Source organism: Kribbella sp. CA-247076, assembly GCF_050942445.1.
Classification (GTDB): Bacteria; Actinomycetota; Actinomycetes; order Propionibacteriales; family Kribbellaceae; genus Kribbella.
The window spans coordinates 6,790,963-6,817,870 of record NZ_CP192051.1 but is presented as its reverse complement, the minus strand read 5'-3'; the positions used below and the strand labels follow the sequence as shown (position 1 = coordinate 6,817,870).

Sequence of the window (26,908 nt, the reverse complement as noted above, 5' to 3'; positions counted from 1 at the left end):
GGCGACCGCCGGTGGACCTCAGCCGTCGAGGCCGAGGTTCACCGGCAGTTCCGCGAGACCGCTGACGAGCACGCGTCGCCACTCGAGCTCCTCGGCCGGCTTGGCCAGGCTCAGCCGCGGGAAGCGGCGTACCAGCGCGAGCAGCGACTCCTGCAGCTCGATCCGGGCCAGTTGCGCGCCGAGGCAGAAGTGCGGGCCGAAGCCGAACGACAGGTGCTTGTTGTCCTGTCGGTCCAGCCGCAGCTCGTCGGGTTCGGCGTACGCGCGCGGATCCCGGTTGGCCGAGTTCAGCGCCGCCATCACCCCTTCGCCGGCCTTGATCTGTACGCCGTGCAGCTCGACGTCCTCGATCGCGACCCGCAGCTGTCCGACCTCGCTGAAGCGGTTGAACCGCAGCAGCTCCTCGACGGCCGATGGCACCAGGTCGTGGTTGGCGACCAGCTTCGCCCAGTTGTCCGGCCACCGCAGCAGGGTGGCGACACAGCTGGAGATCTGGTTCGCCGACGTCTCGTGGCCGGCGACCAGCAGGTTGACGCCGAACGCGATCAGCTCGTCCTGACTGAGCCGGTCGCCCTCCTCCCGCGCGCGGACGAGCTCGTCGAGCAGGTCCTCGGCCGGCCGGTCGGCGTTCGCCAGCTTCCTGGTGACCAGGGCCTCGATGTACGCGGTCAGGCTCGTCATCGCGTCCTCGACGAGATCCTTCTCCGCCATCCGCATGCTGTAGCCGAGCTCGGTCCACTCCCGGAACTGTTCGCGGTCCTCGTACGGTACGCCGAGCAGCTGGCAGATCACCTGGATCGGCAGCGGCAGCGCGACCAGCTGCCGGAGGTCCGCGCCGTCGCCGGCCGCGGCCACGTCGTCCGCGAGCCGGGCGGACAGCTCCGCCACCCACGGCCGCGTCCGCTCGATCCGGCGGTGCGCGAACGTCGACGACACCAGCTTCCGCAGCCGGGTGTGCTCCGGCGGGTCCGTCGTGGTCAGGCTGTTCGGCATCGGCTTCGCCAGCGCGACCCGGGGCGCGCCTTGCTTCACCACGGCGGCCCGGGAGAACCGCGGATCCGCGAGCACCATCCGGACGTCGTCGTACCGGGTCACCAGCCAGACCTCGGCGCCGGCGAGCGTCCGCACCCGCGCGACCGGCCGGTTCTCCCGGAGCTCGGCGAAGGTCGGCGACGGATCGAACCGAAAGGCGTCCTCGAACGGGATCTGCAACACCGGCTCCGACATGGCTCGACCCTAAGCGACTTAGGCAACCCTTTGCGCGACCCGGGCGCGTCGAACTCAGCCGAAGCTGCGGCGGTAGTTGGTGGGGGTGGTCGCGAAGGTCCTGGTGAAGTGCTGACGGAGGAGCAGTGGGGTGGTGAAGCCGCACTCGGTGGCGATCCGGCCGATCGGGAGGGTGGTGGTCTCGAGGAGTTCCTGGGCGCGGGCGAGGCGTTGGCGGATCAGCCACTGGAGGGGTGTCGTACCGGTCTGGGCGCGGAACTGGCGGGAGAGGGTGCGGGGGCTCACGGCGGCCTGGGCGGCGATGGTGGTGAGGGTGAGCGGTTCGGCCAGGTGGTCGCGCATCCAGCGCATCACCGGCTCCAGCGAATCGTTGCCCGCGACAACAGGTGCGACGACGAACTGCGCCTGGCCGCCGTCCCGGTGCGGCGCCATCACCAGGCGGCGGGCGACTGCCGCGGCGACGGCCGAGCCGTGGTCGCGCCGGACCAGGTGCAGGCAGAGGTCCAGGCCGGCGGTGATGCCCGCGGAGGTGAGTACGTCGCCGTCGTCCAGGTAGAGCGCGTCGACGACCACCTCGACCTCCGGGTAGCGGCGAGCGAGCTCGTCGGCGTGGGCCCAGTGCGTCGCGGCCCGCCGCCCGTCCAGTACGCCGGCCGCCGCGAGCACGAACGCGCCCGTGCAGATCGACGCGATCCGCACCCCTCGCCGGTGTGCTTCACGGACCAGTTCCACCACCTCGTCACTCGGCTCGAAGGCGGCGGGCACGATCAGCGTGTGCGCGGCCAGCGCTTCCTCGAGCGGGTACGGCGCCTCGGCCCGGAGGATCGGGCGGTCGTGCGCCATCAGCGTCGTACCGGGTGAGCCGCAGACGCGGACGTCGTACCGGCCGGCGCTGGCGAACACCTGGCAGGCGCCGGCCAGTTCGAGCCCGATCGCGCCCTCCAGGGCCAGTACGGCGACGGTGATCATGGCGCGAATCTAGCTGATCATGTCTTTCCGGCCACTCACGGTCGAGGCCGCGACGCTCGCAGGCTGACGGGTATGCGGATCGACGTACTGATGTTCGAGGGTGTGGCCGAGGTGGATGCGCTGGCGACGTACGCGGTGTTCGCGAACGCGCAGCGGCGAGGGCTGGCCGTGGATGCCCGGCTGGTGACCGCGGACGGTGCGACCGAGGTCACCGGGTGCTACGGAACGACGTTCGCCGGCCTGGAGCCCTGGTCGCCGACGACCGCGCGGGTGCTCGCGGTGTCCGGCGGGTGGATCCTGGAGGAGATCGAGCGCGGCGTCATCCCGAAGCAGCTGGCCGACGCGAAACGGGCCGGAGGCAACAAGCTGGTGCTGGCCGGGATCGACTCGGGGTCACTGCTGCTGGGCGCCGCTGGCCTGATCGACGGCCGGCCGGCGACCACCCACCGGGCCGACTACGACCGCCTGCGCGCGTGGGCCGAGGTGATCGACGCGCGGATCGTCGACGACGGCGACCTGGTCACCTGTGGATCTGGTTGGTTCGCCGGCGTCGACCTGGCCTCGTGGCTCCTCGAGCGCGAACTCGGCGCGGCCGCGGAGACCGTCGCCCTCGAGCAATGGATCGGCCGCGACCGTCAGGGAACGGTCTGGCGGAGAGGCTAGATCAGCGTCTCCACCAGGGCCCGCGCGTGCCCGGCGGGCCCCTCGACCCCAAGCGCCTGGACGGACGCGTACGCGCCCTCGAAGATCAACGTCAATTGAGTGGCCAGCCGGTCCGGATCGCCGGCTTCCAACTCGGACGCCAGTACGACGAACTGGTCGTGGACCCACTCCTTGAGCCGGATCGCCTGCTGGTGACTGGACAACTCCGGATCCGGGAACTCGGTCAGCACCATCAGGAACGGGCAGCCGCGGCAGACGTCCGGCTGGAGCATCACGTTCTGCTCGTCGAACAGTGCGAGCACCCGCCGGCGTGGATCGTCACCACCCCGGTCGACCGCCGTCCGGAACCACTCGCGATAGGCGTCGTACGCGCGCGCGACGTACGCCGCGATCAGGTCGTCCTTCGACGCGAACAGCCGGTACAGCGTCGTCGGTGCGATCCCGGCCTCGGTCGCGATCCGGTCCACGCCGATCGCCCGGATGCCCTGCCAGTAGAAGAGGTCGTGCGCGACCGTGAGCACGTGCTCACGGGTCTCCTCCGAACTCCTGCGGGTTTTCACGAACCCAGGGTAGCAATGTTAGGGATCGTTCCCTATCGTTCATGTTAGGGATCGTTCCATTCGAGGAGGACTGCAGCGATGAGCCTGAACGGAAAGACGGCACTGGTGACCGGAGCGTCTCGCGGGATCGGCCGGGCGGTGGCCGAGCGGCTGGCCGCGGACGGCGCGCGGGTCGCGGTGCACTACAGCACGAACGAGGCGGCGGCCAAGGAGACGGTCGAGGCGATCGTCGCGGCCGGCGGCCAGGCGTTCGCCGTACAGGCGGAGTTCGGGACCGACAGCGCCGTCGATGCTCTGTACGACGGCCTGGTGGCCGGTCTGGACGGCGCGGGCCTGGACATCCTGGTGAACAACGCCGCGGTCGTCGACTACGCCGACGGCATCGAGGACGTCGGCCCGGAGCAGTTCGACCGCCTGGTTGCGGTCAACGTGAAGACACCGCTGTTCCTCACCCAGCGGGTGCTGCCGCTGATCCCGGACGGCGGCCGGATCGTCAACGTGTCGTCCGGCGTGACCTGGTTCGCCCAGCCGGAGATCACCTACGCGATGACCAAGGGCGCGCTGAACGTCTTCACCCGCTCGCTGGCCCGCACGTTGGGCCCTCGGGGGATCACCGTGAACGCCGTGTCGCCCGGCATCACCGAGACCGACATGAACGGCTGGCTGCAGGATCCGGCCGCCGCCGCCCGGGTCGCCGGCATGGTCGCCCTCGGCCGCCACGGTCAGTCCGGCGACATCGCCGACGTGATCACGTTCTTCGCCTCGGACGAGGCGCGCTGGGTCACCGGCCAGGTTCTCGAGGCCAACGGGGGACTCTGGCTCGGCCCGAACGAGCGCTGAGTCCGTCGTGGTGCAGGACGTCGTACGGCGTCCTGCACCACGAGCCGTGCCTACTTCGTGTCGAAGGTGTAGGTCGTGGTGGAGCGGTAGGTCTCGCCGGGGCGGAGGACGGTGGACGGGAAGTTGGGGTGGTTCGGGGAGTCGGGGAAGTGCTGGGTCTCGAAGGCGAAGGCGTCGCCCTGGCGGTAGGACTTGCCGCCGATGCCCTGGAAGGTGCCGTCGAGGAAGTTGCCGCTGTAGAACTGGGCGCCCGGCTCGGTGGTGTGGACGGTGACGGTGCGGCCGTCCTCGGGCTCCCAGAAGCGTCCGGCGTACCGCAGGCCGTTGCGGTCCGGCTCGTCACCGAGGACGAAGTTGTGGTCGTACCCGCGCCCGATCACGAGCTGCGGGTGGTCGTCACGGATCCGCTTTCCGATCGCGGTCGGCCGGCTGAAGTCGAACGGCGTACCGGCCGTCGGCGCGATCTCGCCGGTCGGGATCAGCCCGGCGTCGACCGGGGTGTACGACGGCGCGTCCAGCTGGAGCACGTGGCCCTCGATCGAGCCGCTGCCTTCGCCGGCCAGGTTGAGGTACACGTGATTGGTCAGGTTCACCACGGTCGCCTTGCCGGCCACGGTCGCGTGGTACTCGATCCGCAGGGTGTCCCGCCGGTCGAGCGTGTAGGTCACGGTCGTGGTCAGCTCGCCCGGGAAACCCATCTCGCCGTCCGGGCTGACGTAGCTGAAGGCGACGCCGACGGCCTTGTCGCTGCGGACGACCTTGGCCGTCCAGATCCGCTTGTCGAAGCCGATCGTGCCGCCGTGCAGGGCGTTCTCACCGTTGTTGACCGGGATCTGGTACGTCGTCCCGTCGAGCGTGAACCGGCCCTTGGCGATCCGGTTGCCGTACCGGCCGATGGTCGAACCGAAGTACGGGCTGAGCGTCTCGTAGTCCGGCATGTTGTCGAACCCGAAGCTGATGTTCCGGGTCCGGCCGCGCCGGTCCGGGGTCTCGACCCGCTGGATGGTGGCGCCCCAGGTCAGCATCGAGATGGTGACCCGGCCGTTGGTGAACGTGTACACGTCCACCGGCCGGCCGTCGGAGGTGGTGCCGAAGGGGTCCTTGCGGATCTCGAACCTGCCGTGATGTTCGCCCATGGCGGTCAACCTATCCGCCGTACCAGTGGACGAGGTGGCCTGGGCCGTACCGCTCAGGCCGCTCACGGCGGCGGCACCCAGGCCGATGGCCCCGGCCGTCCGGAGGACCTGGCGGCGGGGTAACTGGTCAGACATGACAATCCCCTCACTGAATCGTCCGAAGCCGGCGAGAGCGTTCCCACCGCCGACCTGGGCACGATAAGCACGCCACCCGCGTGTTCGGAACAGTTCGTAACGGTTCGAATTCGTCCGATGACTGCACGGCCATCGAAAGGCTCCGCGCCGCCTGACCGGATCGGTCCGGCCCGGGCCCTGATCAGGCCTTCTGGGGTACGCCGGCCGGGCGCGAGCATGGACGCCATGAGCCGAACCGCACTGATCGTGATCGACGTCCAGGAGTCCTTCCGGGTCCGCCCGAACTGGCAGGCGGTGAACCGTCCTGACATCGCCGAGCGGGTCGACCGCCTGGTTCGCGCGGCCCGGGACAAGGGCGACCTGGTGGTCTGGGTGCTGCACACCGAGCCCGGCACCGGCGGCGCGTTCGACCCGGTCAATGGCCACGTCCGGCTGATCGACGGCCTGGAGCCGCTGCCCACCGAGCTCGTGATGACCAAGACGTCGCACAACGCCTTCACCACAACGCATCTGCAGCAGTACCTGACCCAGCACGGCGTCACCGAGGTCGTGATCAGTGGCATCCGTACCGAGCAGTGCTGCGAGACGACCGCCCGGGTCGCCTCCGACCTCGGGTACGACGTCGTGTTCGTCACGGAGGCGACCGCGACGACCCCGTTGCCGCACTGGACGATGCCGGCCGACGCATCCCTCGAGGAGGTCCTGGCCGATCCGCGGACGCTTACCCCGGAGCTCGTCACCGAGCGGACCGAGTACGCGCTCGCGGGACGGTTCGCCACCATTCGGACACTCGACGAACTGACCGGCGTCCCCGTGCCATCCTGACCGGATGAGACCTACCCAGGTTGCCTTCCTGCTGGTGCCGAAGCTGCACCTGCTGGATCTGGCCGGGCCGGCGCAGGTGTTCTCGACCGCGAACGACCTCGGGTACGGCTACGAGCTGAGCTACGTGGCCGAGACGGACGAGATCCCGACCGCTCAAGGCGTGCCGGTGAGGGCCCGGCTGGAGTGGCCGGACCTCGGTCCGGACGACCTGGTCGTCGTACCGGGGTGGCGGTCACCGCGGTTGTCGCCGGTGCCGCCGATCGGGCCGGAGACCAGGCAGCGTCTGCGCAGCCACTACGCGGGTGGCGGATCGGTGGCGAGCGTGTGCTCGGGGGCCGACGCGCTCGGCGCGGCCGGCCTGCTCGACGGCCGGCGCTACACCACCCACCACGAGCTCACCGACGTACTCGCGGCCAGGTACCCGAAGGCCACGATCGTCCGTGACGTCCTGTACGTCGTGGACGACCGGGTGATCACCTCCGCCGGGATCGCCAGCGGGATCGACCTCGCCCTGCACCTGGTCGCCGTCGCCCGCGGTGCCGAGGCGGCGGCCCGGGTCGCACGGGAAATGGTCGTGTACGCGCGCCGCAACGGCGACGAGTTGCAGGAGAGCGTGATGCTGCGGCACCGCGGTCACCTCAGCGACCTCGCCCACCGGGTGCAGGACGTCATCGACGCCCGGTACGCCGACCGTCTGCTGCTCGCCGACCTCGCCCGCCAGGTCGGCGTCAGCGAGCGGACCCTTACCCGGATCTTCACCGCCGCGACCGGCCTGACCCCGCTGCGCTACCAGCAACTCCTCCGCCTCGAACGCGCCGAGCACCTGATCGGCCACGGGACGACGGTCGAGGCGGCCGCCCGGGCGGTCGGCTTCGAGGACGCCCGGATGCTCCGCCGCCTCCGCTCCCGGACGGCCGAGCCGGTCGCGGGGTAGGCCTAGCTCCACCCACCCCGGGGGCTCAGGACTCCTGAGTTCCGCCCGCCGTCCGGTCAGGCTCGTGCTGACCGAACGAACGAGAGGTGGGGCCAAGGTGAGCAGGGGATCGGTAACTGTGCGCGTCGCACGCTGGAGTGCGACTCATCCATGGCGGGCGATCGGCCTCTGGCTGCTGCTCGTCGTCGTCGCGGTCGGGATGTCGGTGGTCATCCCGAAGCAGCAGGCGGAGAGCAAGGACACCTGGGTCGGCCAGTCCGGCCAGGCCGCGGAGCTGATCGAGAAGGCGGGGCTCGGCGACGTCCCGACCGAGACCGTCCTGCTGACCGACCCGGACGGACCGCTGGACAAGGCGGCCGCCGGTACGGCGATCGCCCAGCTCCGGCAGAAGCTCACGGCACTGGACTCGGTCCGGTCCGTCGGGCAGCCGGTGTGGTCGGAGAACGGCAAGGCCGCGCTGGTCCCGCTGGAGTTGAAGGGGACCCCGGACGACGCCGCCGACAACATCGAGAAGATCGTCGCCACCACGGCCGAGGTGCAGCAGGCCAACCCGGAGCTGTCGATCACGCAGGCCGGCAACGCGTCGGTGGACGCGGGGATCTGGAAGCAGGTCGGCGAGGACCTCGCGAAGGCGGAGATGCTCAGCCTACCGATCACGTTCGCGCTGATGCTGCTGGCCTTCGGCGCGCTGATCGCGGCCGGCATCCCGGTCCTGCTCGCGTTCTCGGCCGTCGGCGCCGCCCTCGGCTTCTACGCGCCGCTGTCGTACCTGTTCCCGGACGGCGGCTCGGTGGCGAACGTCGTGCTGCTGATCGGCATGGCGGTCGGCGTCGACTACTCGCTGTTCTACCTCAAGCGCGAACGCGAGGAACGGCGCAAGGGTCGCACCACGCTGGACGCGGTCGAGATCGCCGCGGCGACGTCCGGGCACTCGGTCGTGGTCTCCGGGTTCGCGGTGATCGTGTCGATGGCCGGCCTGTACGTCTCGCAGGACGCGACGTTCACGTCGATGGCGACGGCAACGATCGTGGTGGTTGCGGTGGCGGTGCTCGGTTCGCTGACCGTGCTGCCCGCCCTGCTCGCGAAGCTGGGGCACCGGGTCGACCGGCCGCGGGTTCCGCTGTTGTGGCGGCTCAACCGGCGCATCGGCCCGGGCGGCATCAGTCGTCGCGTGCTAGCTCCCGTACTGCGCTACCCGCGCGCGGCCCTGGCGATCTCCGCGGTCGCCGTGGTGGCCCTCGCCGTACCCGCGGTCGGGATGAAGACCGAGTCGGCCGACCTGAACACGCTGCCGCAGAGCATCCCCGAGGTGCGCACGTTCAAGGACCTGCAGGCCAACTTCCCGTCGCAGGGCGGCCTCTCGTACGACGTCGTCGCGCAGGGCGGGGACGCGGTCGCGGGGCTGACCCGGCTGCAGGAGTCCGCGGTCGGAAGTGGCAAGTTCGTGGTGCCACCGGGGGACGCGATCCGGCAGGCGAACGGGACCGCGGTGCTGACGTTGGTGTCGGTGCTGCCGGAGAGCAGCGAGAACGGCGAGTCCGCGCTGAACCAGTTGCGCACCGAGTTGGCCCCGCCCGCGCTCGGGTCGACGACCTGGGCGGTCGGCGGTGAGTCGGCCGAGTCGGTTGACTACAGCAACAACCAGCGGGACCGGCTGCCGTACGTGATCGCGTTCGTGCTCGCACTGACGCTGGTGATGATGGCGGTGACGTTCCGCAGCGTGGCGATCGCGGTGGTCACGACGCTGCTCAACCTGGCTTCGGTGGCGGCCTGCTTCGGCGTACTGGCGCTGGTCTTCCAGCGCACGTGGGCGGAAGGGTTGCTCGACTTCACCTCGGCCGGGTTCGTGGTGTCGTGGATCCCGCTGTTCCTGTTCGTCATCCTGGTCGGGCTGTCGATGGACTACCACGTGTTCGTGCTCGGCCGGATCCGGGAAGGCGTCGCGGAGGGGTTGGCGCCACGGGAGGCGGTCCGCAAGGGCATCGTCGAGTCGGCCGGTGTGGTGACCAGCGCGGCCGCGGTGATGATCTCGGTGTTCGCCGTCTTCGCCACCCTCGGGATGCTGGAGATGAAGCAGATGGGGGTCGGCCTGGCGGTCGCCGTACTGATCGACGCGACCCTGGTCCGGATCGTGATGCTGCCCTCGATCATGGTCCTGCTGGGACGCAAGGCCTGGTGGCCGAACCGCCTGCACCGGGAGGCGCCGGTGCAGACGGAACGGGAGCTGGTCACCGTCTGAGCTCGAGCTACCTCAGGTTGTAGGCCGCGGTCAGTTTGCTGACCGCGGTCTGCAGCTTTCCGGTCAGCAGTGCGTGCTCGGCGTCGGACGTCAGCTTCGAGGTCGGCTGGTCGACGTTCTGGCCGATCCGGTTCTGCGCGATCCACCGGGCCGCGCTCACCACCGCATCACCTTGCCCGTAGGAGTCGACCTTGGTGCGCTCCAGGTACTTTCCGGACTGTGCCAGCGCGGCCAGCGCGATCGGTGCCTGCGGCCCCGACCAGTCCCTGACGTGCAGCGCGATTCCGGCCGCGATCCCGGCAGCCAGTGCGTACGGATCGCGCTTCTGCAGCAGGGCGTTCCGTGCCTCCGTCAGCTTCTGCCGAGCCGTCGCCTGCGTCGTCAGACCCCAGCCGTACGGGTACTGCGGATCGTACGACGCGTCGCCCACGTTGAGTGGCTGTTGATCCTCGGCCCGCGGCCAGCTGACCGGGAGCCGGCCCGTGAACGGCCGCTTGCCGAACAGTACGTCGGCAACGCCCGCGCCCTCGGTCCCCGGCAACCAGGACGCGACCAACGCGTCGATCGTGCCGAGCTGGTCGGCGATGACCTGCGGCCGGCCGGACACGATCAGCACGACGCAGTCCATGGCGGCGCATACCGTGTCGACCGCGGTCTTGTCGGAGGGCGACAGCAGCAGGTCGTGACCGTTGCCCACGTCACCGATCCCCTCGGCGTACGGGCGTTCGCCGACGACGACCACGCCGACGTCGTGACCGTCGAGCGGCGCCGAGGCATCCGCACTGAACGTTGCCGACGGCACCACCTGCTTGATCCCGTCCAGGATCGTCGTCCCGGTGGTCGTCGTACCCGAGCCGCCCTGCCAGCTGATGCTCCAGCCACCCATCTGGTTGCCGAGGTCGTTGGCGTTGCTGCCGGCGACGTACACCTTCTTCGACGGGCTCAGCGGGAGCAGGTTGCCGTCGTTCTTCAGCAGCACCTGCGACTTGGCCGCCGCCTCCCGGCCGACCGCGCGGTGGGCGGCCGATCCGACCTCGCCGATCCGCGAGGTGTCGGCGTAGGGTCGCTCGAACAGGCCGAGCTTGAACTTCTCGGTCAGGATCCGGCGGACCGCGTCGTCCACCCGGCTCATCGGGATCCGGCCGGCGGTCACCTCGTCGGTCAGGCCCTGGGTGAAGCCCTGGTAGTTCGTCGGCACCATGATCATGTCGAGCCCGGCGTTGACCGAGGTCCGGATGTCGCTCGGGTAGTCGCCCGGCAGCTGGTCGATCGCCTGCCAGTCGCTGATCACGAACCCGTCGAAGCCCATCCGGTCCTTCAGCACGCCGTTGATCAGCTCGCCGTTCCCGTGCATCTTGACCGGTGCCTGGCCGTCGATCGCGACACTCGAGTACGACGGCATGACCGTGCCGACCCCGAGGTCGACCGAGGTCTCGAACGGCGCCAGGTGCAGCGTCTCCAGCTGCTGCCGGGTGACCTCGGTGACGCCCTGGTCGATCGTGTACGAGCCGGTCGTCGACGACCCGAACGTCGTACCGCCGTCGCCGACGAAGTGCTTGGCCGTGGCCAGCACCTTGTCGTTCTGCTTGAGCTGGCTGCCGTCGGCCTTGCCCTGCATGCCGGTGATCACGGTCGCCATCGACCGCACCAGCGCCGGGTCCTCGCCGTACCCCTCGTACGCCCGGCCCCAGCGGTCGTCGCGGACCACGCAGACGCACGGCGCGAAGTCCCACGGGATGCCGGTCGCGCGGACCTCGGTCGCGGTCACCTCACCGGTACGCCGGGCGAGGTCCGGATCCCGGGTCGCGCCGAGGCCGATGTTGTGCGGCAGGATCGTCGCGCCGACCACGTTGTTGTGGCCGTGCACGGCGTCGACGCCGTAGATCAGCGGGATCTGCAGCCGGGTCGCCTGCGCGTTCAGCTGGAAGGTGTCGATCATCGCCGCCCAGGCCGCGGGAGTGTTCGGCGTCGGTACCGAACCGCCGCCGGACAGGAGCGAACCGAGTGCGTACGTCGCGATGTCGGTGCGGGCCCGGAGGGCGTTCCGCTCGGCCTGGGTCATCTGGCCGACCTTCTCGGCCAGGTTCATCCTCGACAGCAGGTCCGCGACCCGCTTCGTGATCGGGAGCTTGCTGTTCAGGTACGGCAGGTCGTGCGCGTCGATCACGACCACCGGTTGCGTCGACGGCGGTTTCGCGCCGGTGACGGTGAGCTCGAGCGGGATCGTCTCGGCGACCTCGGCGGTGCGGTCCTTGCGGGTCGCGACGTTCACGAGCTGTGATGCACCGGACGGCGTACCGGCCGGGAAGGTGATCGTGCCGCTGGTCGGGTTGTAGTCGTCTGCGCCGGCGCTACCGGTGCCGGTCCGGTAGGCGACGGTGACCGGCTCCTCGAGCGGTGTGCTGCCGGTGGTCGCGACCTGGATCTTGACCTTGGCGGTGCCGCCTTCCTTCACCGGGTAGACGCCGGCGTCGGTGACTACGCTCGCCTTCAGCGCCGGGTCGGCCTTGCCGAAGACCTCGACCTGGTCGATCGCGAACTCACCCGGCGATCCGGCCGGCATGGTGAACGCGTACCCCCACATCTGGGTCAGGTTGAGCACCTGGTCGATACCGCCGACCGGCTGGTAGTCGGCGCGGTAGACCAGGTCGCTGAACGGGATCTCGACCAGGTGCCAGCCCTGCCAGTCGTCGGTGAAACTGGTGTTCCACAGCTCCGACGCCTCGGCGTTGGCGCCGCCGTCCTTGATCTCGAAGAAGATCCGCTTGCCCGACCCGGGCGGTAGCGGCGCGGTGTTCTGGCCGTACCACCAGAACCGGATGCCCTTGTGCGCCGACCAGTCACCCGGCGCCTGGTCGAAGGTGACGTTGTGGGTGAAGCCACCCCAGCCGCTGATGTCGTACGAACCGTGCAGCACCTTCTCACCGGCCGGCGCGTCCGCCTGGGCTTGCAGCTCCATCGTCGGCGGGTCGTCGCCGTCACTGCCCCAGCCGAAGATCCCCGGGTTCGGTGGCGACGCGAACGGCTCCGCCCCCTCGAACGCCGCCAGCACGATCGGCGCCGGATCGTCCGCCGCCGCAGGCAGTGGTGTCAACGCAGCGACCAGGGCCGCTGCCGCGACCAGCGCCGTCCGACGAAAACCAGGCAATCTCCGCATGGCCGCCCCTCAGGTCCGCGCGAGCCTCACACCCGCGTTCCGCCCCGACTCTCAGCCCTCACCCCGCCCAACGCAAGACCTCACCGGTTCCGAAACTAGAGCGCTCTCACGGCGACCACACCTGCAACCCGACAGGAGGTGCCAGCCCCCGCACATCACCTCCACGCTCAACCCCGGCCCCCCGATGCCCATGAAACCGAACACCTCCTGTCGATCTGCCCGCAACCGGCGACTGCGTGGGGAGTCCGGTGGTGGGCCTCAAGCGACCGAAGGCCAACGGCCGCCGTCGGGGGTACGACGGCGGGTGGGATTGAGAAGTTGGGGTGGTCTGATTGAGAAGGAATTCAGTAGTTGGAGTGATGGACCGGGGTGGGGAGGGGTGGAAAGGATGGGGGCATGACTACACGTTTCGGCATTTTCGTTCCGCAGGGCTGGAAGATGGATCTCGCGCAGATCGCGGATCCGGTCGAGCAGTGGGAGGCGATGACCGCGGTCGCCAAGCGCGCCGACGAGCAGTCCTGGGACTCGATCTGGCTGTTCGACCACTTCCACACCGTGCCGGAGCCCAGTGACAACACCACGTTCGAGTGCTGGAGCGCGACCGCCGCGCTGGCCCGTGACACCCAGCGGGTGAACATCGGCCAGATGGTCGGCTGCAACGGGTACCGCAACCCGGCGCTCTACGCGAAGATCGCGTCCACCGTCGACGTCGCCAGCCACGGCCGCCTGTACGCCGGGATCGGCGCGGGCTGGTACGAGCACGAGTGGAAGGCGTACGGCTACGAGTGGACCGAGGTGAAGCCGCGGATGGCCGCGTTCCGCGAGGCGACCGAGATCATCGTCAAGATGTGGACCGAGGACAAGCCGGTCTACGACGGCAAGTACTACTCGATCGACAAGCCGATCAACGAGCCGAAGGGTGTGCGCAAGCCGCACCCGAGCTTCTGGATCGGTGGCGGCGGTCCCCAGGTGACGCTCAAGCTGGTCGCGCAGTACGCCGACGCCGCGAACATCGGCGGTGGCAACCCCGAGGTGATCAAGGAGAAGTGCGCCATCCTGCGGCAACACTGCGAGAAGGTCGGCCGCGACTACGACGAGATCATCAAGTCGACGAACTTCAACGTCTTCCCGATCGACAAGGGTGACGACCCGCAGAAGGCGACCGAGAAGGCGCTCGGCCCGATGAACCGGGAGAAGTTCGACAAGGACAACTTCATCGCCACCGAGGACGAGATTGCCGACAAGGTCGAGGCCGCCCTCGAGGCCGGCGCCGACTACGTCAACTTCTACGTCCCCGGCGTCGCCTACGACCTGGACCTGGTCGACCGGGCCGAGCAGGTGGCCAAGCGCTTCGCTTGAGGAAAAGCAAAAGGCAGAGGTGGGGGGTGAGGTCGACCGGGTCGAGCGGGTGGCCGAGCGCTTCGCCTGAGGAAAGCAGAGGTGAGGGGTGTGGTCGACCGGGCCGAGCGCTTCGCCTGAGGAAGCAGAGGTGAGGGGTGAGGTCGACCGGGCCGAGCGGGTAGCCAAGCGCTTTGCTTGAGCCGTGACCAGAACCGGTCATGGCGGGAGTACGTCACGGGAACTCGTGGACCGGGGCTGAGGGCAACTGCCAGGCTCCCGACGATGGCCTCGCGTGGGTCGGGGCGTCGGGAGGTATCCCCCTGTGACTACCCGATCGTCACGTCTCGCGAAGAGCCTGCTCGCTGCGGTGGTCGCCAGTTCCCTGCTGGCGACCACCCCGGCACAAGCCGACGGCACCACCGCCGCGGCCGGTCCCGGCGCCGACCGGCCGACCCCGGGTGCCAGCACGCACCGGATCACCCTGGTCACCGGCGACGTCGCCGAGTTCACCAAGGGCACGAACGGCAAGGTCTCCGCCCGGCTGACCAACGACGAGCCGTACTACTTCGGCAACTTCGACGGTGACCTCACCCTGGTCCCGGCGGACGCGTACCCGCTGTTCGCCGAGGGCCGGCTCGACCGGCGGTTGTTCAATCTCACCGACCTGGTCGCCCAAGGGTACGACGACGCCCGCAGCGACCGGCTGCCGTTGATCCTCACCGCGCCGGCCACCCTGCGCAGCGCGCCACCGGCGCCGCAGGCCGCGACCGTCCGCCGTACGCTCGCCAGCGTCGGCAGCACCGCGGTCAGCGTGCAGAAGGCGGACGCCAAGACCTTCTGGGACGGCGTCAGCGGACCCACCACGTTCAAGGCGGGGACCCAGGTCGGCAAGATCTGGCTCGACGGCCGCACACACGCGACCCTCGACCGCTCCACGCAACAGATCGGGGCCCCGGCCGCCTGGCGCCACGGGTACGACGGCGACGGCGTGAAGGTGGCCGTCCTCGACACCGGGTACGACACGAAGCACCCCGACCTGGCCAAGCAGGTGGTCGCGTCCGAGAGCTTCGTCCCCGACCAGCCCGTCCAGGACCTGCACGGCCACGGCACGCACACCGCGTCCATCGTCGCCGGCCTCGGTACGGCGTCCGACGGCAAGCGCAAGGGGGTCGCACCGGGGGCGGACCTGCTGGTCGGCAAGGTGCTCGACAACAACGGCAGCGGCCTCGACTCCGAGGCGATCGCCGGCATGGAGTGGGCGGTCCAGCAGGGTGCCAAGGTGATCAACCTGAGCCTTGGTGGCCTGCCGAGCGACGGTTCGGACCCGATGAGCCAGGCTGTCGACCGGCTGTCGAGGGACAGCGACGCCCTGTTCGTCATCGCCGCCGGCAACGCCGGTGCCGAGGAGACGGTGGCCACTCCGGGCGCGGCGTCCGAGGCGCTGACCGTCGGCGCGGTGGACCGGGACGACACGTTGGCCCCGTTCTCGAGCCGTGGTCCGCGGCTCGGCGACGGCGCGCTGAAGCCCGAGGTGACCGCGCCGGGCGTCGAGATCGCGGCCGCCCGGGCGGCCGGGACCGTCCAGGGTCACGTGCTCGGTGAGTACTACGCGGCAATGAGCGGCACCTCGATGGCGACCCCGCACGTGGCCGGCGCCGCCGCGATCCTGGCTCAGCGTCACCCGGACTGGACCGGTGAGCAGCTGAAGTCCGCCCTGGCGGCGACCGCCGTCCCGACGGCGACAGCAAGGACCGACCAGCAGGGCCTAGGCCGGATCGACATCCCGAAGGCGCTGGACCCGAAGGTCCTGCCGGACACCGCGAACCTGTACTTCGGCGACGTCTCCTGGACCGGCGCCGCGCCGAAGCCGGTGACCAAGCAAGTTGCCTACCGCAACACCACGAACCGGCCGGTGACGCTCGATCTGACCGTCGACGCCCGGTCGCCGGCCAAGGTCAAGGCCGCGGTCACCGTCAGCCCGACCCGGATGACGATCCCGGCCGGCGGCACGGCGTCCGCCACCGTCACCCTGGACCTGGCCAGGACCACGCCGGCGAAGTACTCCGGCGTCCTCACGGCCCGCTCAGGTGGTACGTCGTACCGGACCGGGCTCGGGTTCGCGGCCGGGGGACGGATGCATCAGGTGACGGTGAAGGGGATCGGCCGGGACGGTCAGCCGGCGACCACGAGGGCCGGTGCGAGCGGTGTCCAGTTGTGGAACCAGGACACCGGTGACGTCCGAGCCATCGCGTTCGACCAGACCGGCACCCGCGTCCTCGACGTGCCGACCGGGCGGTACAGCGTGATGGCGTACGCGATGGGCGGCGACGAGGCCGACTGGACGAACTCGGTCACGCTGATGGGCGACCCGGACGAGTGGATCGACCGCGACCGCACCTTCACCTTCGACGCCCGGACAGCCCACAAGGTGACCGTGAAGACCCCGCTGCGCACCGACCCGCAGAGCGTCGGGGTCGCCTGGCACCGCACGGTCGGCGACCGGGACGCTGTGTCCGGCTGGGCGTACGACGAGAGCGTGGCCGACGGCGTCTACGTGCAGGACTTCGGGAAGGTTGCCAACGGCACCTTCCAGGTCGTCCAGCGGTGGGACCTCGCGGAACCCAAGCTGACGGTCGACGTCAGCGGGTCGGGCGAGAGCTTCCGGCTGCCGACGCCACGCGAGGCGTCGTTCCGGACCGTGTACGTCGGCAACGACAAGGTGCCGGTGGTCGACGGCCGCGACGGGACGCCGGAGCAGCTGGCCGGGGCCGAGGACAAGGTGGCGCTGGTTCGCTTCGTGTCGCCGGCCGAGGTCGAGGCGCAGGTCAAGGCAGCGAAGGACGCCGGCGCGCGGGCGATCTTCCTGTACAACGAGCGCCCCGGCTTCTGGTCGACCTCCTCCGACCAGGGCATCCCGTTCTACCTGCTGCGGGCCGAGCAGGGGAAGCAACTGCTGTCCCTGCTCGCCAAGGGTCCGGTGACGTTCCAGCTCAAGGGTCTGCTCGACAGCACCTACCGCTACGACCTGGCCGTCGGTCCGTCGACGGTGCGTGGTCCGCTGACGTACGACATCGCGAAGATGCGCCCGGCCGCGGTGACCACCGAGTACCACCGCAACGACGCGTGGTTCCTGCACTTCGACCGCCGGACGGCCTACCTCCCCGGCCTCGCCACCGGGCTCACCTCGTCCCGGCAGGTCACCGGCCCGGTCACGCGCACCGACTACCTGGCGACGGACCGTGGAGGTGTCGAGTGGGAGGAACGGACGGCGGCCGGCGAGTGGAACGAGTCCGGCTGGGAGTACTCCGTCGCCCGCAGCTACCGGCCCGGGGAGAAGGTCACCCGCGGCTGGTGGGAGTCGCTGATGCGCCCGGCGATCCCGGACAACCCGACCGGGACCGAGGCCGAAGGCTTGCCGGTGGCCCGCTTCGAGAACGCGATCAGGGTCGCGATCCCGCAGTACGTCAGCGGCGACGGCGACACCTACGGCTGGGGTGATCGCGGCGACACGACGAAACTCGAGCTCAGCAGCAACGGGACCGTGCTCGGCAGCGCCGACTGGTCGATGGGACAGTTCCCCGTCGCGGCGAAGCCTGCCTGGTACGAACTGAAGCTCGACCAGCGGCGCGGCCCGAACAGTTGGGCCACCACCTCGACGGCGACCCACACGGAGTGGCGGTTCTACTCCACATCGGCGCGCGGGCGGTCGGTGCTGCCGCTGGTCCAGGTGGACTACAAGGTGGCAGCCGGCCGGCTCGACCTGAAGCCGGGCTACCAGCCGGCGGCTCGCGGCCTGGGGCTGTTCCGGACCACCGCCGAGATTTCGTACGACGGGACGACGTGGCAGCGACTGCCGCTGCGGCCCGGTCTCGGCGGCACGGTCGGGGCGCGGATCCCGGGTGCTCCGGACGGGGCGCAGTACGCGAACCTGCGGGTCACGGCGACCGATCTAGTCGGCAACCGGATCAGCCAGACGATCGAGAAGGCCTGGGCCGTCCGGTGAGATGAACGATCAAAAAGGGCGACGCCACGAAGCCGGGGGGAGGTGCTCCGTGGCGTCGCCAGGGGCGCGCCCAGGGAGGGGTGGGGGCAGGCGCGCCGGTCAGTGGGTCAGCTTCCGCCCAGCCCTCCACCGAGGACGCCCAGCAGTCCGAGCAGGGACAGCAGGTTGCGGATGACCTGGTCGACGGCCTTCGTGCCGCCGGTCTGGTAGGCGGTGACGCACTTCTGCAGCTGCTCCTGCGACGGCTTGGTGATGGTCACCTTCGCCATCTCGGCCTGGCAGTACTGCGTCGCCTTGGACAGCTCGGCCACCGTGCTGCCGACCGTGCCGACGATCAGGCCGGCGGCGGTCTGCAGCGTCGCCAGGCCGGGGGCCTTCGGCGGCGTCGTGGCCGGTGGCTTCGGGGTGGTCGGGTCGCTCGCCGGCGGCTTGGACGGCGGCTGCGACGGGGGCTTGGTGGACGGCTTCGTCGTCGGCTTGGTGGTCGACGACGGCTTGCCCGCCGGATCGGTGGACGGCTTGCCGGTCTGCTGCTCGCCCGGCGGCTTCACCGTGCCCGGGTAGGTGGGGTTGTCCACCGCCTGCGGGAGGTTGTCGTCGGCCGGGGCGTCGATGTCCTGGTCACCGATCTGGTCGCCGGCCCGGTCGATGCCCTGCTCGTCGTCCTCGGTCCCGTTGCCGACCGCGATCCAGCTGCCGCCGGCGTACGCCTTGGCGATGCTGAGCACGAGGTCGGCGTACTGCTGGGAGTGGTTGTAGCGCAGGATCGCCGCGTTCAGGTCGCCTGCATCGGACAGGTCGGACTTGCCGGAACACAGGTAGACCGCCGCCGACATGGCCGCGTCGTCGATGTCCTGCGGGTTCCGTACGCCGTCGCCGTCACCGTCGACCCCCATCGACCGCCACGTGCCGGGGATGAACTGCATCGGGCCGACCGCGCGGTCGAAGGCGCCGTCACCGTCGAACGCACCCGCGTCGGTGTCGGTGATCCGGGCCGTGCTGGCGCCGTCCAGCCGGGGTCCGAAGATGCCCGGGACCGCGACGCCCTGCGCGTTCAGCGCGTTGCCGCCGAAGCGGCCGTGGTTCGACTCGACCCGGCCGATCGCGGCCACCAGCGTCCAGGGCAGGTGGCAGGCCGGGTCGGCTTGGGCCATCACCTGCTGGGCCCGGGAGTACGCCTTCAGGGCGAGGGTGGGGATCCCGTTGCGGGACAGTCCGGAGACGACCTGGGTCGGCTGCTCACCGGGGCCGACCCCGTGGCCGACCACCCCGGGCACCGGCACGTTGGCCGGCGCGACGATCGGCTTGGCCGGTACGACGACCGGGTCCTTGCCGGACAGACCCTCCTCGAGCGAGGCCGTGGCAACTGCCGGATCGTCCGTGGCGCTGACGGTGAACGCGCTCGCGAACAACGCCAACGGGACCAACGGCGCCACCTGACGCCATCCGCTCCCGGTGGCGCGGCGCTTGCCCTTCGCCATCGATGATCCCCTCCGTGACTCATCGACCTGTCCGGCCCCACGCTGCGGACGGTCTGTGCGTCGTCTCGGTCGCCCTCGAGTGGTCTAACGTCCGCCCCGTGCGTGGGTTACGCGCCGGACGAGACCGTGTACGAGCGGTCACCGGGTACCCATACTGGCGCGTAACAACGCTGCTGTGAACCCCCTGGTGCCGGTAATCGGGTCCGATCCACCCTGCCCGCCCGCCGGACCGACCGGAGTGTCGGGGAGAATGGTCCGGTGACGAACCCAGGGCCCGACCGCACCGAACAGTCCGCCGCTCTCTTCGACAGGGCCTCCGCCGTCACCCCGGGCGGAGTCAACTCTCCCGTACGCGCCTTCCGCGCCGTCGGCGGCGTGCCGCGGTTCATGGCGTCGGGTGACGGATGTCACATCACCGACGTCGACGGCAACCGCTACCTCGACCTGGTCTGCTCCTGGGGCCCGATGCTCCTCGGCCACGCCCACCCGGAGGTGACCGCCGCCGTCCAGGCCGCGGTCTCCCGGGGTACGTCGTACGGGACGCCGACCGAGACCGAAGTACTGCTCGGTGAGGAGATCGTCGGCCGGACGCCGGTGGACAAGGTCCGCCTGGTGTCGTCCGGGACCGAGGCGACCATGTCGGCGCTCCGGCTCGCCCGTGGGTTCACCGGCCGCGCGAAGATCGTCAAGTTCGCCGGCTGCTACCACGGTCACGTGGACGCCCTGCTGGCCCAGGCCGGCTCCGGCGTCATCACCCTCGGCATCCCGGGGACGCCGGGCGTCACCGAGGCCACCACCGCGGACACGATCGTGCTGCCGTACAACGACCAGGCCGCCGTCACGTCCGCCTTCGCCGAGTACGGCGACCAGATCGCGGCCGTGATCACCGAGGCGTCGCCGGGCAACATGGGCGTGGTCCCGCCGCGGGACGACTTCAACGCGTTCCTCGCGCGGACCTGCCGGGACAACGGCGCGCTGTTCATCTCCGACGAGGTGATGACCGGCTTCCGGATCACCCGTTCGGGCTGGTACGGCGTCGACGGCGTCCGGCCGGACCTGATGACGTTCGGCAAGGTGATGGGCGGTGGCTTCCCGGCGGCCGCGTTCGGCGGCCGGGCCGACGTGATGGCGCACCTGGCCCCGGAGGGCTCGGTCTACCAGGCCGGCACCCTGTCCGGGAACCCCGTGGCCACCGCGGCCGGCCTGACCACGTTGCGGCTGGCAACCGACGAGGTCTACGCCCGGCTCGACGAGACCTCGGCCACCATTCAGCGGCTGGTCGGCACCGCGCTGGACAAGGAAGGTGTGCCGCACGTCATCCAGGCGGCCGGGAACCTCTTCAGCGTCTTCTTCGTGGAGTCCTCGGAGGCACCTGCCGCGATCAGGGACTTCGCCGGGGCGAACGCCCAGGTGCTGCCCCGGTTCGCGGCGTTCTTCCATGCCATGCTGGAGGCCGGCGTCTACCTGCCGCCGAGCGCGTTCGAGGCCTGGTTCGTCAGCAGCGCCATCGACGACGACGCGCTCGCGGAGCTCGAGTCCGCCCTCGCCCCGGCAGCCCGTGCGGCCGCCGCGGTCCAGAACTGAAAGACCGACATCGATGCTCTACCCAACCGCGAGATAGAGGGGCAGCAGTGACCGAAACGACGGTCGTGCACCTGATGCGTCACGGCGAGGTGCACAACCCGACCGGGGTGCTCTACGGCCGGATCCCCGACTTCCACCTGTCCGAGCTCGGCCGGAAGATGGCCGACCGGGTCGCCGAGCACGTGGCCGGCCGCGACATCGTCCACCTGGTCAGCTCCCCGCTGGAGCGGGCCCAGGAGACGATGGAGCCGATCGCCAAGACGTTCGGCCTGACGCCGGACATCGACGAGCGGGTGATCGAGGCCGCCAACCTGTTCGAGGGCCGGAAGTTCGGCGTCGGCGACGGCGCGCTGAAGAACCCGAGCGCCTGGTGGTTGCTGCGCAACCCGATCAAGCCGTCCTGGGGCGAGCCGTACCAGCAGATCGTCCGCCGGATGCGGGACGCGATCGAGACCGCCCGGCAGAAGGCGGCCGGTCACGAGGCGCTGATCGTCTCGCACCAGCTGCCGATCTGGATCGTCCGGTCCGCGATCGAGGGCCGCCGGCTGCCGCACGACCCGCGCCGCCGCCAGTGCAGCCTGGCCAGCCTGACCTCGTTCACCTTCCACGGCGACTCGATCGTTTCTGTTGGGTACGCCGAACCGGCCAAGGACCTGCTGCCGGTGAAGAACCCGAAGAAGTTCGTAGGTGGGGCGTGATGAAGGAACAAGAGGGTGTGAGGGCCGCGAAGAACCCCAAGAAGTTCGTCGGTGGCGCGTGATGTTTCTGCGTACGTCGGTTGCCGTCGCCGCGGTGCTCCTGGTCGCGGGCTGCTCGTCCGGGCAGCAGGCGGCGGAGAGCCGGGAGGGACAGACCGGTTTCGTCAGCGGCAACGGCCGGGTGGCGTCGTTCCCGGCGGGCGAGCGCGCGGCTGCTCCAGACTTCGGCGGGACCACGCTGGACGGGAAGCCGTGGCAGCTGGCCGACGCGAAGGGCAAGGTCGTCGTACTGAACGTCTGGGGCTCGTGGTGCGGACCGTGCCGCGAGGAGGCCCCCGCGTTCGCGGAAGCGGCCACCGAGCTCGGGGAGTCCGCGCAGTTCATCGGGCTGAACACCCGCGACCTGGACACGGCCGCGCCGAGGAAGTTCGTCGAGGTGTTCAAGGTGCCGTACCCGAGCCTCTACGACCCGCAGGGCAGGCTGCTGCTGAAGTTCCGCGGGCAGAAGATCTCCGCCAGTTCGATCCCGTCCACGCTGGTGATCGACAAGGACGGCAAGGTCGCGTCCCGGGTGCTCGGCCCGGTGACCAAGCAGACGTTGCTCGGAATGGTCAAGGACGCGGGCTGACAGACTGATGGGTGAGTGGTTCGCCGAGTCGATGACGGGCTCGATGCTGCTGGCGCTGCCGATCGCGGTGCTGGCCGGCACGATCTCGTTCTTCTCGCCCTGCGTCGTACCACTCCTGCCCGGCTACCTCTCCTACGTGACCGGCCTGTCCGCGGCCGAGCTCGGGTCGAAGCAGCGCGGGCGCATGCTCGCCGGGACCGCGTTGTTCGTGACCGGGTTCTCGGCCGTGTTCATCCTCACCGGGGTGGTGTTCGGTGCCGCCGGGGACGCGTTGCTCGAGCACCAGACGACGATTACCCGGGTGCTCGGCGCGCTGACCGTCGTCCTGGGCCTGGTGTTCCTCGGCGGGTTCGGCTTCCTGCAGAAGGACGTGCGCGTGCACCGGGTGCCGGCCGTCGGGATCGCGGCCGCGCCGCTGCTCGGCGTACTGTTCGGGTTCGGCTGGACGCCGTGCATCGGGCCGACGCTCGGGACCGTGATGACGCTGGCCGCCACCGAGGGCAGCACCGGGCGGGGCGCGACGCTGGCGATGGTGTTCAGCCTCGGGCTGGGCATCCCGTTCATCGTCGCGGCGCTGGCGTTCCGGCGGATGCTGGCCGCGGTGACCTGGGTCCGGGCGCACCAGGTGCTGGTGATCCGGATCGGCGGCGTACTGATGATCGCGGTGGGACTGTTGCTGCTGACGGGAGTATGGGATTCGATGACCGCCGATCTCAGGCAGTGGGTCAGCAACTTCGGGTCGGCGGTGTGAGATGACCGAGCTCAAGGACCGGACCACCGCTCCGCCCGAGCCGCCGCCCGCGCTGGGGCTGGTCGGCTGGCTGCGCTGGGCGTGGCGTCAGCTCACCTCGATGAAGACGGCGCTGGTGCTGCTCTTCCTGCTCGCGCTCGGCGCGGTCCCGGGGTCGCTGATCCCGCAGACCGGCGTCGACCCGATCAAGGTGACCGACTTCCTCGAGGAGCACCGGACGCTCGGGCCGATCTACGACAAGCTCGGGCTCTTCGACGTCTACAAGTCGGCCTGGTTCTCGGCGATCTACCTGCTGCTGTTCATCTCGCTGATCGGGTGCGTGGTGCCCCGGCTCGGCGTGTACCTGAAGGCTTTGCGGGCCCGGCCGCCCAAGCCGCCGCGCAACCTGAACCGGCTGACCGGCTACCGGAGCTTCACCGTCGACGCCCCCGGCGACGTCCTCGAGGTGGCCACCCGCGAGCTGAAGAAGCGCCGCTTCCGGGTGCAGGCGTACGACGGCGCGGTCGCGGCCGAGCGTGGTTACCTCCGCGAGGCCGGCAACCTGCTCTTCCACTTCTCCCTGATCCTCGCCCTGATCGGGGTCGCCTGGGGCTCGCTGTTCGGCTACCGCGGCACCGTGCTCGTTGTCGTCGGCAACGGTTTCTCCAACTCGCTGGCGCAGTACGACGACTTCGCGCCGGGCCGGGTGTTCAGCGAGGACGCGCTGCCGCCGTTCTCGCTGACGGTGAAGGACTTCGAGGCGAGGTTCCAGCTGGACGGGCCGCAGCGCGGCGCCGCCCGCGAGTTCAACGCGCAGCTGACCTACCAGGAGACCCCGGACGCGCCGGAGCAGTCCTACGACCTCCGGGTGAACCACCCGCTCAAGCTCGACGGCAGCAGCGTCTACCTGCTCGGTCACGGCTACGCGCCGAAGGTGACCGTGCGGGACGGCGAGGGCAAGGTCGCGTTCTCCGGGCCGGCGCCGTTCCTGCCGCAGGACGGCAACTTCTCGTCGTTCGGGGTGGTCAAGGCCCCGGACGCCCGGCCGGCCCAGCTCGGCTTCGAGGGCTTCTTCCTGCCGACCGCGGTGATCGACGACCGCGGCCCGGTGTCGGTGTTCCCCGACGACCTCGACCCGAAGCTGGTGATGACGGCGTACTACGGCCGGCCGCAGCCGGAGACCGGGAAGCCGGAGTCGGTGTACCAGCTGGACAAGACGAAGCTCACCCAGTTCGAGGAGAACGACGACAAGCTCCGGTTCCTGATGGCGCCGGGGGAGACCAAGGTGCTGCCGGACAAGCTGGGCTCGATCACCTTCGACGGGTACAGCCGCTGGGTGAAGCTGCAGGTCAGCCACACCCCGGGCACCGACCTGGCGCTGGCCGGCATCCTGCTGGCGATCCTCGGACTGATGGGGTCGCTGTTCGTGCATCCCCGGCGTACCTGGGTGCGCGTACGGACCGAGGACGGGCGTACCGTGGTCGAGGTCGCGGGCTTGGACCGCGGACCCGAGCGCGGCCTCGGCGACGAACTCCAGGCCGTCACCGACACGCTGAGACCCGACCCACCGAACCCGCAGGAGAAGCCATGAGCCCGGAGACCTTCGCGCAAGTCTCCAACCTGTTGATCCCGACGGCCACGGTGATCTACGCGCTGGCGATGGTGTCGCACGCCCTGGAGTGGGCGATGGGTCGCGCGGCGGTCGCCCAGGCCGAGGTCCAGGAGGAGGTGCTGGTCGCCTCCGACGGGGCGCCGACCGGTGCCACGGTCGATGCGGCTGACCCTGGTCTTGAGGACTCGGTCGGCCGGACCGAGCGGATGGACGCGGCCAGCCGGATCGGGCTGCTGCTGACCTGGCTCGCGTTCGTGCTGCACCTCGGTGGCGTGCTGACGCGCGGTCTCGCGGCCGAGCGGGTGCCGTGGGGCAACATGTACGAGTTCACGATCACGGCGTCGCTCGCGGTCGCGGCGGTCTACCTGATCTTCGTGCACCGGTACCGGCTGCAGTGGCTGGGTCTCGGCGTGACGCTCGTCGTGGCCGCCGTACTCGGGCTCGCGTCGCTCGCGCTCTACACGCCGGCCGGGCCGCTCGTGCCGGCGCTGCACTCGTACTGGCTCGTCATCCACGTGTCCGCGGCGGCGATCTCCGGCGGCGCGTTCACCGTCGGCGGTCTGGTGTCGGTGCTGTACCTGGTCAAGGCCCGTGCCGAGAAGCGCGTGCTGTCCGGCGGCACCATGTCGGCGTCGCTGCGCCGGCTGCCGACCGCCGAGGCGATGGACGGTACGGCGTACAAGGTGCTCGCGTTCGCCTTCCCGCTGTGGACCTTCGGCGTCCTGGTGGCCGGGCCGATCTGGGCGGAGTACGCCTGGGGGCGCTACTGGGGCTGGGACCCGAAGGAGGTCTGGTCGCTGGTCACCTGGGTCGTGTACGCCGCCTACCTGCACGCCCGCGCGACGGCCGGCTGGCGTGGTCGCCGGGCCGCCGTGATCGCGATCGTCGGCTGGTTCGTCTTCATCTTCAACTTCGTCGGCGTGAACCTGTTGGTGTCCGGCCTGCACTCCTACGCTGGGGTGTGAGATGAAGGAGTTCGCCATCTACACCGGCCTGCGGGCGGCCCTGTTCGCCGTCTGCTTCGCCGTGCTCTGGTTCGCCCTGAACAACTGGCTGACGATCTTCCCGCTGCTCCTGCTCGCGCTGATCGTCTCCTCCATCCTCTCGATCTTCGTGCTGCGCGCCGCCCGCGACCGACTGGCCCACAAGATCGAGCACCGCGCGGAGAAGATCTCCCACCGCCTCGACCAGGCCCGCACCGCCGAAGACGACGACTGACCGGCTGACTCCCCGCGGTATCCGCCGGGGGGTTGAACACCTACTCGTGGGCTCGGACACGTTATTTCCTGTCCGAGCCCACCGTTTCTTGTTCGCCGCCCCGGCTGCTGGCGCCGTACCACCGGCGGCACTGGTACGCAGAGTGACGTAGGCCACGTCGGAAATCTCCGGAAAATCCTTTGTGCGTTCCTTCACATGAGTCGTAGAGTGATGGATGAAACGAAACCGTTTCGTTCTATCCGTGACAAGTGATCTACGCAGGGTGATCAGTGGTGGAGTCAGCAGGAGTGCGCCAGCGGCCGCGGGTCGAGGGTGGGCGTGAGGACGAGATCCTCGACGCGACGCTGGCCGTGGTGGCCGAGCTGGGGTACGACCGGCTGACGATGGACGCGGTGGCGACGGCCGCCAAGGCCAGCAAGGCGACGCTGTACCGGCGCTGGTCCACCAAGGCCGACCTGGTCGTCGACGCGATCAGCCGGGCGAAGGGCTGCCCGGTGCCGGAGGACGTCGACACCGGCAGCCTGCGCGGCGACCTGGTCTCGATGTCGTGCGGCGACGGCGGGTTCACCGACGAGATGCCGATGTCGGTGATCGCCGGCCTGGTCACCGCCCTGCACCGGGACCCGGACCTGCAGCGCTCGTTCCAGGAGCGCTTCCTGGCGCCGCGGCTGGAGGTGACCCGCAAGGTGTACGAGCGCGCGGTCGCCCGCGGCGAGGTCGCGCCCGAGGTCGACGTCGAGCTGCTGTCGGTGACGTTGCCGGCGCTCATCGTCCACCACGCGTACATCCTCGGCGTCCCGCCCACCGACGACCTGATCCTCCGAGTGATCGACAACGTGATCCTGCCTGCGGCGCGGGGGTCGCAGGCGAGCTGACCGGTGAGGGGCCGGTCCGCCGATACCAACGCAGTTACGCCCAAGAGGGGAAT

At 70.0% G+C, this 26,908-nt stretch carries 21 protein-coding genes; 15 read left to right on the top strand and 6 right to left on the bottom strand.

From position 1 onward, the window contains the following. Positions 1 to 18: 18 nt before the first annotated feature. Positions 19 to 1,227 carry a cytochrome P450 gene (locus tag ACQPYZ_RS32480; RefSeq protein ID WP_433162782.1) on the bottom strand — a complete coding sequence of 403 codons (1,209 nt, stop codon included), beginning with the start codon at positions 1,225 to 1,227 and terminating at the stop codon, positions 19 to 21. A gap of 54 nt (positions 1,228 to 1,281) precedes the next feature. Continuing rightward, complete coding sequence (locus ACQPYZ_RS32475) at positions 1,282 to 2,196, bottom strand: GlxA family transcriptional regulator (RefSeq protein WP_433162780.1); 915 nt, start codon at positions 2,194 to 2,196, stop codon at positions 1,282 to 1,284. A gap of 72 nt (positions 2,197 to 2,268) precedes the next feature. Here ACQPYZ_RS32475 and ACQPYZ_RS32470 point away from each other — a divergent pair, with 72 nt between their 5' ends. Beyond that, complete coding sequence (locus tag ACQPYZ_RS32470; RefSeq protein WP_433162778.1) at positions 2,269 to 2,859, top strand: DJ-1/PfpI family protein; 591 nt, start codon at positions 2,269 to 2,271, stop codon at positions 2,857 to 2,859. On the opposite strand, the gene ACQPYZ_RS32465 is transcribed toward ACQPYZ_RS32470, so the two are convergent. Continuing rightward, complete coding sequence (locus ACQPYZ_RS32465; RefSeq protein ID WP_433162776.1) at positions 2,856 to 3,419, bottom strand: TetR/AcrR family transcriptional regulator; 564 nt, start codon at positions 3,417 to 3,419, stop codon at positions 2,856 to 2,858. The two genes, ACQPYZ_RS32470 and ACQPYZ_RS32465, sit on opposite strands and share 4 nt — an antisense overlap. 78 nt (positions 3,420 to 3,497) lie before the next feature. Here ACQPYZ_RS32465 and ACQPYZ_RS32460 point away from each other — a divergent pair, with 78 nt between their 5' ends. Beyond that, the gene (locus ACQPYZ_RS32460) at positions 3,498 to 4,259 is read left to right on the top strand and encodes an SDR family oxidoreductase (protein WP_433162774.1); all 762 of its coding nucleotides are present in this window, start codon (positions 3,498 to 3,500) and stop codon (positions 4,257 to 4,259) included. Positions 4,260 to 4,309: 50 nt separating this feature from the next. On the opposite strand, the gene ACQPYZ_RS32455 is transcribed toward ACQPYZ_RS32460, so the two are convergent. After that, positions 4,310 to 5,530, bottom strand: a complete 1,221-nt coding sequence (locus ACQPYZ_RS32455) for an aldose epimerase family protein (protein ID WP_433162773.1) — start codon at positions 5,528 to 5,530, stop codon at positions 4,310 to 4,312. Positions 5,531 to 5,755: 225 nt separating this feature from the next. Here ACQPYZ_RS32455 and ACQPYZ_RS32450 point away from each other — a divergent pair, with 225 nt between their 5' ends. From ACQPYZ_RS32450 to ACQPYZ_RS32440, 3 genes are all read left to right on the top strand, one after another. Then, positions 5,756 to 6,355: an isochorismatase family protein gene (locus ACQPYZ_RS32450; protein ID WP_433162770.1), complete on the top strand. Its 600-nt coding sequence runs from the start codon at positions 5,756 to 5,758 to the stop codon at positions 6,353 to 6,355. A 4-nt stretch (positions 6,356 to 6,359) separates the two neighbouring features. Further along, on the top strand, positions 6,360 to 7,289 hold the full coding sequence (locus ACQPYZ_RS32445) for a GlxA family transcriptional regulator (protein WP_433162768.1): 930 nt from the start codon (positions 6,360 to 6,362) through the stop codon (positions 7,287 to 7,289). A 118-nt stretch (positions 7,290 to 7,407) separates the two neighbouring features. Beyond that, on the top strand, positions 7,408 to 9,528 hold the full coding sequence (locus tag ACQPYZ_RS32440; protein ID WP_433162766.1) for an MMPL family transporter: 2,121 nt from the start codon (positions 7,408 to 7,410) through the stop codon (positions 9,526 to 9,528). 7 nt (positions 9,529 to 9,535) lie between these two features. Here ACQPYZ_RS32440 and ACQPYZ_RS32435 read toward each other — a convergent pair whose 3' ends face one another. Then, a complete protein-coding gene (locus ACQPYZ_RS32435; RefSeq protein WP_433162765.1) occupies positions 9,536 to 12,685 on the bottom strand; it encodes a glycoside hydrolase family 3 N-terminal domain-containing protein in 3,150 nt (1,049 codons plus the stop codon). A gap of 396 nt (positions 12,686 to 13,081) precedes the next feature. On the opposite strand from ACQPYZ_RS32435, the gene ACQPYZ_RS32430 reads away from it, so the two are divergent. Then, positions 13,082 to 14,044: an LLM class F420-dependent oxidoreductase gene (locus ACQPYZ_RS32430; RefSeq protein WP_433162763.1), complete on the top strand. Its 963-nt coding sequence runs from the start codon at positions 13,082 to 13,084 to the stop codon at positions 14,042 to 14,044. A gap of 304 nt (positions 14,045 to 14,348) precedes the next feature. Beyond that, entirely contained in the window at positions 14,349 to 18,029 is a 3,681-nt protein-coding gene (locus ACQPYZ_RS32425; protein WP_433162761.1) for a S8 family serine peptidase, read from the top strand. Between the two features lie 107 nt (positions 18,030 to 18,136). Here the strand turns inward: ACQPYZ_RS32425 and ACQPYZ_RS32420 are convergent, their stop codons facing one another. Continuing rightward, entirely contained in the window at positions 18,137 to 19,510 is a 1,374-nt protein-coding gene (locus tag ACQPYZ_RS32420; protein ID WP_433162759.1) for a lytic transglycosylase domain-containing protein, read from the bottom strand. Positions 19,511 to 19,768: 258 nt separating this feature from the next. On the opposite strand from ACQPYZ_RS32420, the gene hemL reads away from it, so the two are divergent. The 8 genes from hemL (at position 19,769) to ACQPYZ_RS32380 (ending at position 26,855) form a co-directional block, all read left to right on the top strand. After that, positions 19,769 to 21,094 (top strand): glutamate-1-semialdehyde 2,1-aminomutase, encoded by a 1,326-nt coding sequence (gene hemL / locus ACQPYZ_RS32415; protein WP_433162757.1) that lies wholly within the window; start codon positions 19,769 to 19,771, stop codon positions 21,092 to 21,094. 74 nt (positions 21,095 to 21,168) lie between these two features. Next, complete coding sequence (locus tag ACQPYZ_RS32410; RefSeq protein ID WP_433169809.1) at positions 21,169 to 21,792, top strand: histidine phosphatase family protein; 624 nt, start codon at positions 21,169 to 21,171, stop codon at positions 21,790 to 21,792. A 61-nt stretch (positions 21,793 to 21,853) separates the two neighbouring features. Continuing rightward, the gene (locus ACQPYZ_RS32405; protein WP_433162755.1) at positions 21,854 to 22,420 is read left to right on the top strand and encodes a TlpA family protein disulfide reductase; all 567 of its coding nucleotides are present in this window, start codon (positions 21,854 to 21,856) and stop codon (positions 22,418 to 22,420) included. Positions 22,421 to 22,427: 7 nt separating this feature from the next. Continuing rightward, entirely contained in the window at positions 22,428 to 23,171 is a 744-nt protein-coding gene (locus tag ACQPYZ_RS32400; RefSeq protein WP_433162754.1) for a cytochrome c biogenesis CcdA family protein, read from the top strand. 1 nt (position 23,172) lies between these two features. Beyond that, positions 23,173 to 24,741, top strand: a complete 1,569-nt coding sequence (gene resB, locus ACQPYZ_RS32395; protein WP_433162752.1) for a cytochrome c biogenesis protein ResB — start codon at positions 23,173 to 23,175, stop codon at positions 24,739 to 24,741. Beyond that, entirely contained in the window at positions 24,738 to 25,727 is a 990-nt protein-coding gene (gene ccsB, locus ACQPYZ_RS32390) for a c-type cytochrome biogenesis protein CcsB (protein WP_433162749.1), read from the top strand. The genes resB and ccsB overlap by 4 nt, the downstream gene beginning before the upstream one ends. Position 25,728: 1 nt before the next feature. Next, the gene (locus ACQPYZ_RS32385) at positions 25,729 to 25,980 is read left to right on the top strand and encodes a DUF4229 domain-containing protein (RefSeq protein ID WP_433162747.1); all 252 of its coding nucleotides are present in this window, start codon (positions 25,729 to 25,731) and stop codon (positions 25,978 to 25,980) included. Between the two features lie 272 nt (positions 25,981 to 26,252). Further along, on the top strand, positions 26,253 to 26,855 hold the full coding sequence (locus ACQPYZ_RS32380) for a TetR-like C-terminal domain-containing protein (protein WP_433162745.1): 603 nt from the start codon (positions 26,253 to 26,255) through the stop codon (positions 26,853 to 26,855). The last annotated feature ends 53 nt before the right edge of the window (positions 26,856 to 26,908 follow it).